Source organism: Rothia sp. HMSC068F09 (genome assembly GCF_001812775.1).
In the GTDB taxonomy this organism is placed as follows: Bacteria; Actinomycetota; Actinomycetes; order Actinomycetales; family Micrococcaceae; genus Rothia; species Rothia mucilaginosa_A.
Window position 1 is genome coordinate 1 of sequence record NZ_KV810419.1, and the last position, 14,449, is coordinate 14,449.

At 58.6% G+C, this 14,449-nt stretch carries 14 protein-coding genes, 1 tRNA gene and 1 rRNA gene; all 16 read left to right on the forward strand.

The genetic code is table 11. The features are described 5' to 3' along the window. Positions 1–104: 104 nt before the first annotated feature. A 5S ribosomal RNA gene (rrf, locus tag HMPREF2874_RS02240) occupies positions 105–221 on the forward strand. 278 nt (positions 222–499) lie between these two features. Next, entirely contained in the window at positions 500–1,243 is a 744-nt protein-coding gene (locus tag HMPREF2874_RS02245; RefSeq protein ID WP_070648801.1) for a DUF6891 domain-containing protein, read from the forward strand. 424 nt (positions 1,244–1,667) lie between these two features. Continuing rightward, complete coding sequence (locus HMPREF2874_RS02250) at positions 1,668–2,546, forward strand: DsbA family protein (RefSeq protein ID WP_049334023.1); 879 nt, start codon at positions 1,668–1,670, stop codon at positions 2,544–2,546. A 193-nt stretch (positions 2,547–2,739) separates the two neighbouring features. Further along, positions 2,740–2,813: transfer RNA gene (locus HMPREF2874_RS02255), tRNA-Thr, on the forward strand. Positions 2,814–2,930: 117 nt separating this feature from the next. Next, complete coding sequence (locus tag HMPREF2874_RS02260) at positions 2,931–5,129, forward strand: acyltransferase family protein (RefSeq protein WP_070648802.1); 2,199 nt, start codon at positions 2,931–2,933, stop codon at positions 5,127–5,129. Positions 5,130–5,320: 191 nt separating this feature from the next. Further along, positions 5,321–6,133, forward strand: coding sequence for an ABC transporter ATP-binding protein (locus HMPREF2874_RS02265; RefSeq protein WP_070648803.1), 813 nt, complete (start codon positions 5,321–5,323; stop codon positions 6,131–6,133). 168 nt (positions 6,134–6,301) lie between these two features. Then, positions 6,302–7,114, forward strand: a complete 813-nt coding sequence (locus tag HMPREF2874_RS02270; RefSeq protein WP_070648804.1) for an SGNH/GDSL hydrolase family protein — start codon at positions 6,302–6,304, stop codon at positions 7,112–7,114. Positions 7,115–7,938: 824 nt separating this feature from the next. After that, positions 7,939–8,175 (forward strand): 50S ribosomal protein L28, encoded by a 237-nt coding sequence (gene rpmB, locus HMPREF2874_RS02275; RefSeq protein WP_004005966.1) that lies wholly within the window; start codon positions 7,939–7,941, stop codon positions 8,173–8,175. Positions 8,176–8,178: 3 nt separating this feature from the next. Beyond that, positions 8,179–8,349: a 50S ribosomal protein L33 gene (rpmG, locus tag HMPREF2874_RS02280; protein WP_004005967.1), complete on the forward strand. Its 171-nt coding sequence runs from the start codon at positions 8,179–8,181 to the stop codon at positions 8,347–8,349. A gap of 2 nt (positions 8,350–8,351) precedes the next feature. Beyond that, positions 8,352–8,657 carry a 30S ribosomal protein S14 gene (gene rpsN, locus HMPREF2874_RS02285; RefSeq protein WP_005506731.1) on the forward strand — a complete coding sequence of 102 codons (306 nt, stop codon included), beginning with the start codon at positions 8,352–8,354 and terminating at the stop codon, positions 8,655–8,657. Positions 8,658–8,751: 94 nt separating this feature from the next. Further along, entirely contained in the window at positions 8,752–9,036 is a 285-nt protein-coding gene (locus tag HMPREF2874_RS02290; protein ID WP_049334027.1) for an HU family DNA-binding protein, read from the forward strand. A 379-nt stretch (positions 9,037–9,415) separates the two neighbouring features. Continuing rightward, a complete protein-coding gene (locus tag HMPREF2874_RS02295; protein ID WP_070648805.1) occupies positions 9,416–10,249 on the forward strand; it encodes a hypothetical protein in 834 nt (277 codons plus the stop codon). Positions 10,250–10,419: 170 nt separating this feature from the next. Further along, positions 10,420–11,127 carry a hypothetical protein gene (locus HMPREF2874_RS02300; protein ID WP_070648806.1) on the forward strand — a complete coding sequence of 236 codons (708 nt, stop codon included), beginning with the start codon at positions 10,420–10,422 and terminating at the stop codon, positions 11,125–11,127. Positions 11,128–11,418: 291 nt separating this feature from the next. After that, on the forward strand, positions 11,419–12,141 hold the full coding sequence (locus HMPREF2874_RS02305; protein ID WP_070648807.1) for a preprotein translocase subunit SecD: 723 nt from the start codon (positions 11,419–11,421) through the stop codon (positions 12,139–12,141). Positions 12,142–12,357: 216 nt separating this feature from the next. Continuing rightward, entirely contained in the window at positions 12,358–13,101 is a 744-nt protein-coding gene (locus HMPREF2874_RS02310) for a transcriptional regulator (RefSeq protein ID WP_070648808.1), read from the forward strand. A 265-nt stretch (positions 13,102–13,366) separates the two neighbouring features. Beyond that, the gene (locus HMPREF2874_RS09140) at positions 13,367–14,080 is read left to right on the forward strand and encodes a hypothetical protein (protein ID WP_070648809.1); all 714 of its coding nucleotides are present in this window, start codon (positions 13,367–13,369) and stop codon (positions 14,078–14,080) included. The last annotated feature ends 369 nt before the right edge of the window (positions 14,081–14,449 follow it).

Sequence of the window (14,449 nt, forward strand, 5' to 3'; positions counted from 1 at the left end):
GTTTGCGTTCACTGTATGGTTTTTGGATAATAACCCTGGGCTTCCTTCGGGAGGCTGAGGCTTTTTATTCGGAAATTTTGAGTAACGAAGTTATTCGCTAGATTTTCCGTGGTTATAGCAAGAGGGAAACGCCTGGTTCCATTCCGAACCCAGAAGCTAAGACTCTTTGCGCCGATGGTACTGCACTTTTGTGGGTGTGGGAGAGTAGGTCGCCGCGGGTTTTTTATTCAAGAGGGGAAGACCTTAGAGGTCTTCCCCTCTTTTTGTGTACCCAAAAACTCTTAGAGCGAAAGATTGCTCCTTCAAGCAAAGAAGCTGAGGAGCATGGCTGGAGTCTAGGAGACAGGTCTTAGGCGGTACAGGGAACCTCTGGAAGCTGTCATAGATTCGTCCGAATGACGAGGTAGAGGGCACGGTAGAGAAAGTCTTGATACCTTAACAACAAGAGCAGTCCATACCTCTACCGAATGAGTGGAGAATACGCAAAGGAGCAACCGTCATGGCTGATGAGAAGAGCATCTACGAACGCTGGAGCGAAGAGCGCCTCGACCCGCCCCTCCCCAAAGAATGGGGACTGAACGAAGAAGACGAAGCCGAGCTGCTCTGGCCCATCTGGCCCCTCCTGTTCATGGGCGAATCCGATACCGGTCTGTACGTAGAAACCATCACCGATAATGTGATGGACGTACTCGGATTGGAATACGATGGGCAGAATGAAGACAGCAAGCTCTGGGAAAAGCGTGTAGAGGGCTACGTGGAAGAGCTCATCAAGCGTCGTCGTGCATTCGCCGCTGAGCTGGGTATTACCCCCGAGATGCAGAAGAACTCGAACCTTAACCGTGCCTTCGCAGCACTGGAAGAAGAAGGGGTTATCGCACGGCAGAACTTCACCTGCTGCGGTACTTGCGCATCCGCAGAAATCTGGGATGAAATCGACAATAGCCGTGAATGGAAGGGGTACATCTACTTCCACCAGCAGGACGCCGAAAGCCTCGCAGAGAGCGGCGGCACCTACGTCGGGTTCGGTTCGTTCCTCGCCTACCCCAGGGACGAAAATGAATGGAATGCGCTGAGTGATGCGCAGAAGGAAGAGATCAGTGCCCTTCACAAGAAGCTCTCCGTAGAGCTCATGAAGGATACGATTATCCCTGTACTGGAGAAGCACGGCCTGAGCGTGGAGTGGAAGGGGAACTTTGACACCCGTCCGTTCATTGGGGGAGTAGAAGTCTACAACATCCCCTAGCGGTAGTGAGCCGAACCGGATGGGAGCCTTGCGGCCCATGTAGTGGGGAGGGGCACTTCCTAATGCTACAAAAGTTTACAGAGAAAATATGCTGAGAGCGTGAGAACACGATTCACAGCTTCTTAGACAGGGTATTAACTAGCCGATAAGGCACCCATTCGGTAGGCTAGACGGGTAGCGCGGTACGTCCACACTAGAGATAAGACAGAACCTGTCCTCGAGATAGGAACTGCTCGACATGACTTTCAGCTGCTATACGCGGCAGGAAGCTGAGCTCTAGAACGCCCGGTAGAGATACAGACCTGCCCAGCTTGGAAGAGCACAGGGGCACCTGAATCTTTATCGGGCAGAAGCATACTCCCACCGAGTAGGCTAGAAGAAGTGGATGAACCGCCAACCCATATTCCCAACCAAAGGAGCAGGCATGTCGACCGACGCCCGCGAAAAAGCCCGTCAGATTGCGGCGCAGCAGGCTAAAAAGAGCCCCAGCAAGGCAAGCCGCCGCTGGCTCCAGCTCGGCGTACTCGCCGTGGTCCTCGTTATCGTAGGTATCATCGGCTTCGTCGTAGTCAACGGTAACAAGAACAACAAGATTGCGGAGAGCGGCCCCGTACCCGCCAGCGCCAACGAATACGGCGGTATCGTGCTGACCAAGGACGGAATCGTCAAAAACTCCTCCACCCAGGAGACCCGCGACTTCAAGCAGCTGGCCACCTCAACCTCCTCCGTGACCCCCATGGTCAACGGAACCGCGGCAGCCGTCAACACCCTGCCCCCGGGCGTGCAGACGGCTGAAGAGGCCGCCAAGAACGGTCAGCCCGTGCGCGTGACCATCTTCCAGGACTACAACTGCGTGCACTGTGCAGAGTTTGAGACTAAGTACGGTGAAGAAATCCAGAAGCTCGTCGAAGACGGCACTATCACCCTGGAAATCCGCAACCTAACCTTCCTGGACCGTTCCTCGCCCACCGCATACTCCGCACGTAACGCGGCAGCTGCATACTCTGTGGCAAACCAGGTGAGCACCAGCAACTTCCTGAACTACCAGCGTGAGATCTTCTCACACCAGGGCACCGGCGACATGAACAACCAGCAGATCGCCGATATCGCATCCAAGTACGGTGCTTCCATTGGCTCCGACATGAACGAAGACAAGTGGCGTCCCCTTGTGGACGTGGTTAACGCCGAATCCGCAAGCAACGGTATTCAGGGTACCCCCACCGTCTTCGTAGACGGTGACCAGTACACCAGCAACGACTTCAGCGCTTTCCTCAAGAGCAAGATTGAGGCCAAGAAGAAGTAATGTACCCTCGGTGGGTCCGGCAACCGGCAACGGTTGCCGGGCCCCCGGTCTTTAACCGCTCTCGAGAACTATGCGTGATGCGGAGTTTCAATGAGACACCGGTGAAGGTCGGACCATCGGCCCGTGAGACCGGCCTGAGATAAGGACGGCTAAGCGGAACCGAGGCAGGGGAATAGGGTACACTGGACGGGTTGCCTCCTTAGCTCAGTTGGCCAGAGCATCTGTCTTGTAAACAGAGGGTCACCGGTTCGAATCCGGTAGGAGGCTCTCACGATCCTGATTTGCACCGACCACCCTCGGGCATATCAGGATTTTGTTGTAGCGAGTGTCCACAGCGTCTAGGGACCCGCACCCGCACATCCACAACCCATCCGAGGAACATGTATGTCTGAGACCTCCGGAACCTCGCAGGCCCCCGCGCCGCAGGGAACCCGCCCCTCCACCCCGCGCAGCATCCGCCCGCGCGAAGCCGGCGACTACCCCCTCGAAGAATTCATCGAATCGCGAGGGTTCCGCCCCGAAATCCAGGGCCTGCGAGCCTTCGCGGTGCTACTCGTCGTGCTCTACCACGTCTGGTTCGGCAGGGTCTCCGGCGGTGTGGACGTCTTCCTCTTCATCTCCGCCTTCCTGCTCTCGCTCTCCTTCATGCGCAAGATCAACGAAGGCAAGCCCCTTAAACTCTTCAACTACTGGTTGCACGTCTTCCAGCGCCTGCTGCCCGTGGCGACTGTCGTTATCGCCAGCACAACAATCGCCTCATTCTTTGTGCTTGCGCCCAGCCGCTGGTCGCAGATGATGCAGGACGCCACGAGCTCCCTTTTCTACTACCAGAACTGGAACCTGGCGTTTAGCTCCGTGGATTACTACGCCCAGAACGCCGCCGCGAAGTCACCCTTCCAGCACTTCTGGTCGCTTTCCATCCAGGGGCAGATCTTCATTATTTGGCCCCTGCTTTTTGCCGCCGTCGCCTATTTTGTGCACCGATACCGTGGGAACCTCTTCACGACCGCGGTCTTCGTCTTCAACACGGTCTTTGTTGCCTCCCTGACGTTCTCCATCGTTGAGACCAATAGCAACCAGGGTTTTGCCTACTTCGATACCCGCACCCGTCTCTGGGAATTTGCTATCGGCACCCTGCTCGCTATGCTCACCCTCAAATGGAAGGCGCCCGAACGCGCACGCGTCGTGATGGGCTGGATCGGTATCGTCGGCCTGGTTACCTGCGGCGCCATCCTGCCGGTTGAGCGAGCCTTCCCCGGCTACCTGGCTCTTTGGCCCGTGCTCTCCGGCGCGCTCGTCATCATGGCCGGCAGCACCAATAGCCGCTGGGGCGTGGACCGCCTGCTCTCCTCGGCACCCCTGCAGAGCCTCGGCAACATTTCCTACGCCCTGTACCTGGTCCACTGGCCCATCCTGATTCTCTACAGCACGGCTGTGGGCACCTCTCGCGTGAACTTTATCGAGGGCGCGGTTATTATCCTGGTCTCTATCGGCCTGGCCTGGCTGCTCATCCGCTACGTGGAGAAGCCGCTGCGCTACCGTAAGGACCCCTTCGTTCCCTGGCTCATGATGAAGATGCGTTTCAAGACCGTCTTCTCCGTGAAAACCTGGGCCGACCAGGTGGCTTTCCTGCTGGCTATTTTCCTCGTGGCCGGCGGTCCTCTGCTCATCGCGCAGGCCTGGCTAACCTCGCAGAACACCGAGTCCACCCGCAACGCCGAGTTGCAGGTTCAGACCGTCAACGATAATTATCCGGGCGCGCGCGCTATCGGCGGAGCACAGCAGGGCCTCATCGATAATCCGATCCCCACCGGCGGCGATGTGAAGGCGCAATACGAATCGCTCAGCGATACCTGCACCGGCGCCTTCGCGCCCTCCGACGCTGCGCTCGCTAGCTACTGCAGCCTGCAGAAGAGCGGAGCGGACGATGCGCCGCTGACCATGGTTGTGGGTAACTCCCACGCAGAGCAGGCTCTCAGCGTTTTCAAGCCCATTGCGGAACAGACCAAGACCAACCTGCAGGCCTACCTGCTCGGTGGTTGCCAGTACCCGACGAGTGCCGTGACTGCCACTCACGAATGCTCGGAGTTCAACTCCAAGCTGACCGAGGAAATCCTCAAGCGTAAGCCTCAGACCGTGGTTCTGGTTGCTACCGCGGCCCAGGCCCGTTCCAACGAGGAGAAGATCGATCCCGCTCTGGACGAGACGGTCCGTCGCCTCACCGAGGCGGGTATCCAGGTTATCGGTCTGCGCGATAACCCGCGCTTCGAGTTCAACATCTACGAGTGCGGTCAGAAGGCTGGAAGCGACAAGAGCTCCTGCGCTCGTCCGGCCAGCGAGAAGTACGCCGCCGAGAACCCCGCAAAGGAAGTCTTCGACAAGTACCGCAACCAGGGTGCTGTCATGGTGGATCTGAAGGATGTCTACTGCCCCGACGGGACCTGTAGCGCCGTAATCGGCAATATCTACGTGTACCTGGACGATAACCACGTGAGTAAGACCTATGGCCGTACTATGGCCCAGACCGTCTTCCAACGTGCTGCAGAAGGTGGCTGGCTCGTGGGAGGCCGGGTCAACCTCTAGCCTCGGCCCTAGAGTATCCCGCGCCTTGTGGAGTCCCCCGAACCGTTCAGCGGGTCGGGGGACTCTGCATTTTAACGTCATAAACCGCGCGAAAACCGCCTGCGCTTGAACGAATGGTCAGGATAGACTAACTTGGAACTTGCTTAGGCTAATCTAAGTGTGTAGACCGCGGATATGGCAGAAAGAACTCGATGAAGGAAATCACCGAACGCACCCTCAGAGTGGAGAACGTTAGCCTCGGATACGGCGAGAAGACCATCGTCAAAGACCTCTCCCTCGAGTTCCCGAAGGGCAAGATTACCGCGATTATCGGTCCCAACGGTTGCGGCAAATCCACCCTGCTACGTGGTGTCTCCCGACTGCTCAAGCCGCTTAACGGCGACTTCACCCTTGACGGCAAATCCACCCACGAGTACTCCATGAAGGGATTTGCCCGCATGGTCGGGCTGATGCCCCAGCATCCCATCGCTCCCGAAGGAATTACCGTAGCCGACCTCGTCTCGCGCGGCCGCTACCCCTACCAGGGCCTCTTCAAACGCAATAGCGCCGAAGACGACGAGGCGGTTGCCTGGGCGTTGGAAGCCACCGATACCATGTCTCTGGCGGAGCGTCAGGTCACCGAGCTCTCCGGCGGTCAGCGTCAGCGCGTCTGGATTGCCATGGCGCTCGCCCAGGAAACCGATATTCTGCTACTCGACGAGCCCACCACCTATCTTGACCTGGCGCACCAGGTGGAACTGCTCGACCTGCTTGCCGAACTTAATGAGGAGCGCGGAACGACCATGATTATGGTCCTCCATGAACTAAACCTGGCCGCCCGCGTGGCCGACTACCTGGTCGCCATGAAGGAGGGGTCTATCGTCGCTCAGGGTGAGGCCGGCACCGTGCTGACCCGCCCCAACCTCGACGAGATTTTCGGGCTAAAGGCCGAGGTCACCGATCCCTTCGATGACGGTAGCGTCGTGGTCGTTCCGCATCCGCGGGGCGCATCCATACCTGAATAAATCGCGGCGGAGGGGAAGGTGAAGACAACAAAATCTGGGATTCCCGCCCCCCATCGTGGGATACTGGATAACAGGACGCACTAAGCGATGAGGCCGGTACACCGTACGGGTGTGCCGGCTTATTACATAGAAGGGTCATTCTTCATAAGGCCCGGAAAGAAGAACACAATGACGACCCCGCTCCTTGATTCCAACGGCAAGCTCAACGGCGAATCGGTACGATACGTAGCAATCGGTGACTCTTTTACCGAGGGCGTGGGCGACGTTGACCGCCGCCGCCCCAACAACCTACGAGGCTGGGCAGACCGCGTCGCCGAAGGTCTCGGCGCAGTAGACCCGCAGGCACAGTACGCAAACCTTGCTATCCGCGGACGCCTGCTCGGCCCCATCCTGGATGAACAGTTGCCTCGAGCCCTCGACCTCTGCCCCAACATTGTTACGTTCTACGGTGGCGGCAACGATATTATGCGCCCCAACGTTGATATTGACCAGCTCATGACACGCGTCGACGAAGCCTTCGCCGCCATGCGCGCCCAGGACATCACGATTCTGACCATTACGGGCCTGGATGTGCAGGGTCAGGGACCCTTCGCCCGCACCCGTGGCCGCACCGCCACCTACAATGAGCTGCTGCGTGGCATTGCCGAAGACCACGGTGCGCATATTATCGACTACTGGCGCTGGACCGACTTTCTTGACTGGCGACTGTGGGCTGATGACCGCCTGCACATGAACGATCTCGGCCACGAACGCTTCGCATCCCGCGTGCTGGCGCAGCTGGGCCTGCCCGGCGTGGTGACTGAATCGGTGCTACCCCCGGAGGTGCAGCTGACCGCCCGTGAGAAGGTCGGACAGGAGGCACGCTGGGTCCGCGAGTTTGCCCTGCCGTGGATTGGTCGCCGCCTGAAGGGTACGAGCTCCGGCGACGGTGTGACCCCCAAGTACCCGGAGTGGGTCCCCGCGGCAAGTCTTAAGAACTAGGCTGAAGAACTAGGGGCGCGGTGGCTCACGGTACGGCGTAAAACTGTAGGCCGGGGGAGCGCCCTGTGCTGTATCTGTACCGTATTTGTGCCCGCATCTACGCCGTAACTGGACCGGTAAATCCGCCGTTACTCGTACCGTTGCGAACCCCTAAACCGCCCTTTAAAACCGGGGCAGAAGCGTTAAAACGAGAGTTAAAAGCTCTTTAAACGCGTGTTTAAGCCTGTTTAACAGCCCTGCGCACACCGCAAGAATCGGTGGTGCGGGGCTGTTTAAGGCTTAAATCCGGCTTAAGCTGTTAATCTCACAACATGAATTTCAACGGTGTAATTTATCGCGGGTCACATAAAGAACGCCCGTTCTTAAAATCGCGAATTAACGCCTGACTAGGGGCGTTAAAGAATCCCTTAAAAACATCTGGACTTGCAAAAATACCTGATTTTGCTAGAATGGATAGGTATGTTTGGCGTAGCGTGTCATGCATGCTCCCTCGGAATGCGCACTCCCTCGCGCAGGTGGTGCATCCGGCTCAGAACACCGAGATTCCGCGGGATTTAACGGTAAATACCGGCGCGCAAGCTTGCGAGAACCCCCGTGTTTACCTAGAATTTAACGCTGTTCGTAGTGGTGGAAACGCCTCTCGACACTAATAAGCTTCACCGTTTTTCCCGCGGCGGGGATCGATGCGTGGCCTCTCACCCACGCGACGATCTCAAACACTCTAGCCCGGCGAATAACCCGGTGCTTCTACATTGGTGGCGGGACGCTCACGAGTAACATCGACTGCGTACCGTCATAAAAGTCAATCAATAAAGGAGTGAAACATGGCAGCAGTCTGCCAGGTGACCGGAGCTGTTCCCGGCTTTGGACACAGCATTTCGCACTCGCATCGCCGCAACAAGCGTCGATTCGACCCGAACGTACAGAAGAAGACCTACTGGGTTCCTTCGCTGCGTCGTAAGGTAACCCTGAACGTGTCCGCTAAGGGCATCAAGGTGATCGATGCTCGTGGCATCGATGCTGTTGTTGCAGAAATCATCGCACGCGGGGAGAAGATCTAGTAAATGGCATCCAAGGCTAAGGACCTCCGTCCTATCATCAAGCTCAAGTCCACTGCTGGCACCGGTTACACCTACGTGACCCGTAAGAACCGCCGCAACAACCCCGACCGCATGGTGCTGAAGAAGTACGACCCCGTCGTCCGCAAGCACGTTGACTTCCGAGAGGAGCGCTAAGAATGGCTAAGAAGTCCAAGATCGCTCGCAACGAGCAGCGCAAGGTCATCGTCGCTCGCTACAACGAGAAGCGTATCGCGCTGAAGAAGACCCTGATCGACGAGAACGCTACCCCCGAGGAGCGCGAAGCAGCACGCGTGGCACTGCAGAAGCTGCCCCGCAACGCTTCCCCCGTGCGCGTGCGTAACCGCGACCAGATTGACGGTCGTCCCCGCGGCACCTTCCAGAAGTTCGGCATTTCCCGCGTGCGCTTCCGCGAGATGGCACACCGCGGCGAGCTGCCCGGCATCACCAAGTCCAGCTGGTAAATCTGGTATTTTAGTTCCTAAACGGTTTTCCGTCGTTACCGACGGTCACTCGCTTTAGACTCAAACCTTTTAAGTCTCTGGAAGGGGCACCCTAATGGCTAAGAACCGTACCGAACTCGTTGCAGAGGTTGCAGAGAAGTCTGGCAAGAGCCAGGCAACCGTGAACGCAGTCCTCGACGCAGTGTTCCAGGTTTTCGAGTCTTCCGTCTCCAAGGGCGAGAAGATCACCATCCCCGGTTGGCTGGCAATTGAGCGTACCGACCGTGCAGCTCGCACCGGCCGTAACCCGCAGACCGGCGAAACCATTCAGATTCCCGCCGGTCACGGCGTGAAGCTGACCGCAGGCTCCAAGCTGAAGGCAGCAGTCGCTAAGAAGTAATTCTTGAGACTTTGAATCTGCAGAAGGCCCCCACCATCAGGTGGGGGCCTTCTTTGTGTGTCAGGGTGTTTTTCGGGGAGATCCTTGCGGGACACACAGAAAAATTTAAGAAATTTTATTCATAACATATAAAAGCTATGCATGAGCTGAGCGAAAATACGCGAATTTCAAGGAGCTCTGGGAAAAATACTTATGCAGAGGGTGAGTGACACAGCTTAAACACAGCTAACTAAAGCTCAGTCTTAGACTCACACTTTAGGCTTATACCAACGGAACGGAGAATACCGCATCGACGAGCGATGAAGGGTTCTTCGAACTGCCACCGACCATACACCCCATACACCCCGCACCCCGCGGGGCCTCGCAGAGGAGACCCCACATGGCACGACACAATCAGCATCGCACTGACAATCACCCCGCAGGCGCTCGCCGCGGCCTTCGAACCGGCGCGGCCGCCCTTTCCCTGGCCGCTATTGCCGCTCTCGGCCTGAGCGCATGCGGCACCCAGAACACCTCGAACACCACCACCGCAACTGCCACCGCAATGGCAAGCAACACGGCAGATGCCGCGGTCAATGCGGGCAACGGCAAGGTGACCGTCAAGGCCAGCCCTACCGCCAGCCCCACCGCATCCGCCGGTAGCACCCAGAGCACCGGAACCGTGACCGTCACCGGTGCGGACGGCACCGGCGTTACCACGGGCGCCGACGGAAGCATCACCGTCAACGGCGCCGACGGCACCGGTGTCACCGCAGATGCCAGCGGTAACGCTACCGTCAACGGCGGCTCGGGTAACTCCGGATCTTCCGCGAAGGTGGATGAGAAGGCAGGGGAGAGCGCATCCTCAAGGGGTAATAGCGGTAACTCTGGCACCACCGGCAACACCGCTACCGCCAGCGGGACCATCAGCGCGGCTAACGGTTACACCCTCATTGAGATTGAGAGCGATGGCGGTTGGAGCTACCACGCACCCAACGGCGACGTCATTGAGGTAAATGCTGACGGTTCCTGGGAACGCGTTGGCCAGAACGGTACCGTTGAGGTGAAGTCGGACGGCTCGTGGGAGCAGACCAGCCAGGGTAGCGTTGTTGAGGTGAGCGCCGACGGCACCTGGAAGCAGACCGGCCAGGGCACAACCCAGGTGCCCGTCGTTCCCGCCAAGCCCGCTGGGGCCACCGTGAACCCCGTACAGCCGGTCGTACCCCGCTCTTAAACCTGACTTGACCCTCTGTGCACTGAATAGGTCAAATCCCCAACTCTCGATAGAATTAAAATGGTTGGCTAGCCGATAAACGTTCAAATATTCTTTACGAATATTGTGGAATCTTCCTGAACACCTCACCCTGCCAACCGCCTGTGTTAAACAACCACTAGGAGAAAACAATGGCAATTACCCCCGCAGCGAAGAAGACCGCCGCCGTTCTGTCCATCGCCCTCGCAGGCGCACTGGGTCTGAGCGCATGTGGCTCGCAGTCCTCCTCGAACACCACCGCAAGCTCTTCGGCTACCGCATCGCCTAGCGCATCGGCTAAGGCTACCTCCAGCTCCTCGGCTAAGGCATCCTCCTCCGCATCGGCATCGGCAACCGCTAACGTGAGCGTTGACGCCAACGGTAACGTTGATGTCAAGGCCAAGGACGGCGAGGGTAACTCCGCAGACGTGAAGGTCGATAAGGACGGCAAGGTTACCGTCGACGCTAAGGACTCCGCGGGCAACGCCTCCAAGACCGAGGCTGACGACAAGGGCAACACCAAGGCAGAGTCCAAGGATTCTAAGGGCAACACCTCCGTGAGCGGTTCCGAGGTTTCCGAGGACGGCAGCTGGACCGTTCAGGACGACGCCACCAACACCCAGATTGCTGTTCAGGCTGACGGTTCCTGGAGCCGCCAGGATGCAGAGGGTCAGGTTTCTGTGCAGGCTGATGGCTCCTGGAGCATCCAGACCAACGCCGGCGTGCAGGCAACCGTGGACGCTTCCGGTGAGGTAACCTCCATTATGGGCGGCGAGAAGTCTCAGCTGCAGGCTCCGAAGGTTCCCACCAAGCCCGCTAAGGCGAAGGTCGATCCCGTCAAGCCCGCACAGCCCAAGTAAGCTGTAAAGAGCTGACAGCGGCTAGTCACGCTCCGCGAGCGTGACGGCCCGCCTGACTAGCGAAGACGCCCCGTGCGCATCCAAGACGATGTGCGCGGGGCTTCTTCGTATCTTCGGATGCCCTCAGCGGGCCCGTGCGAGTAGGGGCCTCCACCTGAAGCGCAGTATTTCAGGGAGTTTTCAGGTCTCGGTGTTAGCATGGGGGCGTATCCCGGATACGCTGGTGTACACCACAGCCACACTACGCACTGCGCCGTCGCAGAGCGGCGCATACAGAAAAGAGAAACCACGATGAAGAAGTCCATTGCTGTTCTGTCCCTGACCATCGCAGGAGCCCTCGGCCTCGTGGCCTGCGGCGGTTACAAAGTGTCCGCCCCCAGCGGTTCCGCAAGTGCGTCGGCATCTGCATCCGCGACCGCCTCTGCAAGCCCCTCGGCGGCCGCCCAGTCCCCCAGCCCCTCGGCGGCGGAAACCACCAAGGCTGCAGCTAAGAGCACCCAGACTTCCTCGGCAGATTCCTCCGGCGCCACGGAAGCATCTAAGGGCGCAGGGGATGACTCCCAGCAGTCGGACGAGACAAGCTACAGTGCTGCTAAGGAATTCGTGAAGAAATTCCAGGAGAAGCCCGGAGTGAAGAAGACCGAAAGTAGCGACGGAACCGCATACTACAACGATGAGGTTGCCTACGTCGAAGGCAAGGACGGCACCGTTATCGGCATCATGAGCGACGGTGAGTGGACCAGCATGAGCTCCGATGGAGTCACCGTTTTCGTGGACAAGGATGGTTCTTGGGCCGTGGCCAACTCTAAGGATAACCTTTACACCGTCGTTAAGGCGGACGGCACCGGCGCCATCATGAACACCAAGACCCTCGAAGAGGGCACCGACGTGTCAGCCATCAAGACCCCGAAGGCCCCCGGCCGTATCGATGGCTTCAACGGCACCCCTGTAACTCCTGTCAAGGCAACTAAAATCGGTAAGTTCTCCGAGGTCGCAGACTCCATGAAGAAGTAAACAGAAATAGCTTCCCGAGTCTGGGATTCGATACCCCGCGCGTATCCGAATGTGATGCGTTCGGGGTATTTCTACGTTCAAGGGAAGAATGAGGGTCAGAATCTTCCCAGGTAACGGTGCTAAGATATGGACGCGCCCAAAAACGGGTGTCACCAACCACGTTTATACACAGCGTCGTGATGATGTCGCGACGCATGACGGAAAGAGAAATCCGCCGTGAAGAAGTCTATTGCTGTACTGTCTCTGAGCCTAGCAGGCCTGCTCGGCCTGGCCGCCTGTGGGTCCTCCCCGAAGAACCCGGATAGCAGCCAGAGCGCAACCTCCAGCGTATCTGCCTCCGCTACCGCCTCTGCAAGCGCCTCTGCAAGCGCGAATAGCTCGAGCTCCTCCAGCGCTTCCGCTAAGGCCGAGTCCACTAGCGCCTCCAGTGCCTCCGCTAAGGCCGAGTCTACTTCGAGCGCTTCCGCCAAGGGATCCGAGACCCAGGCGAGCGGTTCGTCGGCTAATCCCGCCATGCCCAATGGCGCCACCGATAGCAGCTACGGCCCGAAGGTCTACCAGACCTACAAGGAAGCTGTCGAAGAGGCTAAGAAGGACCCGAGCGCCAAGAAGACTACGAATGCCGATGGCAACGTGTACACCGCCTCTGACGGAAGCGTCGCTGTTGTCGAGGCCAAGAACGGTAACTACATCGCCATTAAGGGCGACGGCAGCTGGCTACGCGTGACCCCCGAGGGCGAGGTTGTCACTGTGGACGCGAAGGGCTCCTGGGGCCTCTTCAAGGCCAATGGTGAAGTGGCCCATGTTGATGAGAACGGCGCAACTTCCATCGTGAATATCAAGACCTTCGAGGTTTCGACTGACTACCAGTCCCTGGAGGTGCCCAAGACCCCGGCTCAGGTGGGAGATCTCCCCGCTCCGAAGACCCCCGTTAAGCCGAGCAGCGTGGCAACGAACTAGTAGCACCCATCGCCATAACCGGTGACTGACTAGACCTGTTCGCCCCGCACGTATCCCCGTGGATGCGTGCGGGGCGTTCTCGTACGCGCTCTCGGCTTCCGGTATTTTTCCCCGGTATTTCGGGTTTAGAGAGCGCCGCCGGAGCCCAGACTTTTCCCAGGGAACGGTGCTAGGATGATGCCGTGCCCCAGACAGGGCACGTCAGCTACACCCATACACGGCGTCGTGACCGGGTTACGACGCTTGACGGAAAGAGAATGTCTCCGTGAAGAAGTCTATTGCTGTATTGTCTCTAAGCCTGGCAAGCCTGCTCGGCCTGGCCGCCTGCGCCCCCGCGGTGAAGGCCCCCGTAGCCTCCCGTGATTCCGCATCGGCAAGCGCCTCCGCCTCACCCTCTGCCTCACCCTCCGCAGAGGACTCACAATCTGCCAGCGAATCCCCATCCGCAAGTAGCGAGAGCTCTTCTAAGCCCTCCTCGAGCGCCTCTGCCCAGGAGACCGCTAGCAGCGACTCAACGGAGGAGGACGGGGCTGCCAAGTCGCGGAAGACCGCCATGAACCTCTACAAAGCGTACGCCCGTTCAGTCCCCGCCGCTGAGGGGGACCCCAGCGTCGTGAAGGGTGAAAACGCCGATGGTAAGACCTACACCTCAGAAAAGAACAAGGTCACTTTGGTTGCGGGGAAGGACAACGAGTACATCATCCGCATCAAGAATGACGGTAGCTGGAGCCGTGCAAGGGCCAACGGTGAGGCGGAGCTAGTGAACACCGACGGTTCCTGGATCAGGATTAAGCCTGACGGCGAACGCATCGTGGTCAAGGGGAGCGGCGCCGTCTATATTTCCTACCACCAGGGCGATGTGCCCAAGGACCTCATTAACACCCTGGAAACCCCCAAGCTTCCCGCCCCCGTGGAAGGCGGCGTGGGCGTCCCCAAGGAACCTGTGAAGCCGACGAAGATCAGCTCGGTCACGAACTAAAATCCATAAGAAGCCTCGAATATCGCGGCACCTCGCCCCGTGCGCATCCGAACGTGATGCGTGCGGGGCGTTCTCGTACGCGTGCTCTCGGTCTTCGGTATTTTGCCCAGGCATTTCGGGTTCGGAGAGGCGCCGCTGGAGCCCAGACTTTTCCCAGGGAACGGTGCTAGGATGTGGGCATGCCCGAAGCTGGGCATTACCAACCACATCCATACACAGCGTTGTGATGATGTCGCGACGCATGACGGAAAGAGAAATCCGCCGTGAAAAAGTCTATTGCTGTACTGTCTCTAAGCGTGGCAAGCCTGCTCGGTCTAGCCGCCTGCGCCCCCGCTGTGGAGGCCCCCGTAGCCTCCCGTGATTCCGCAT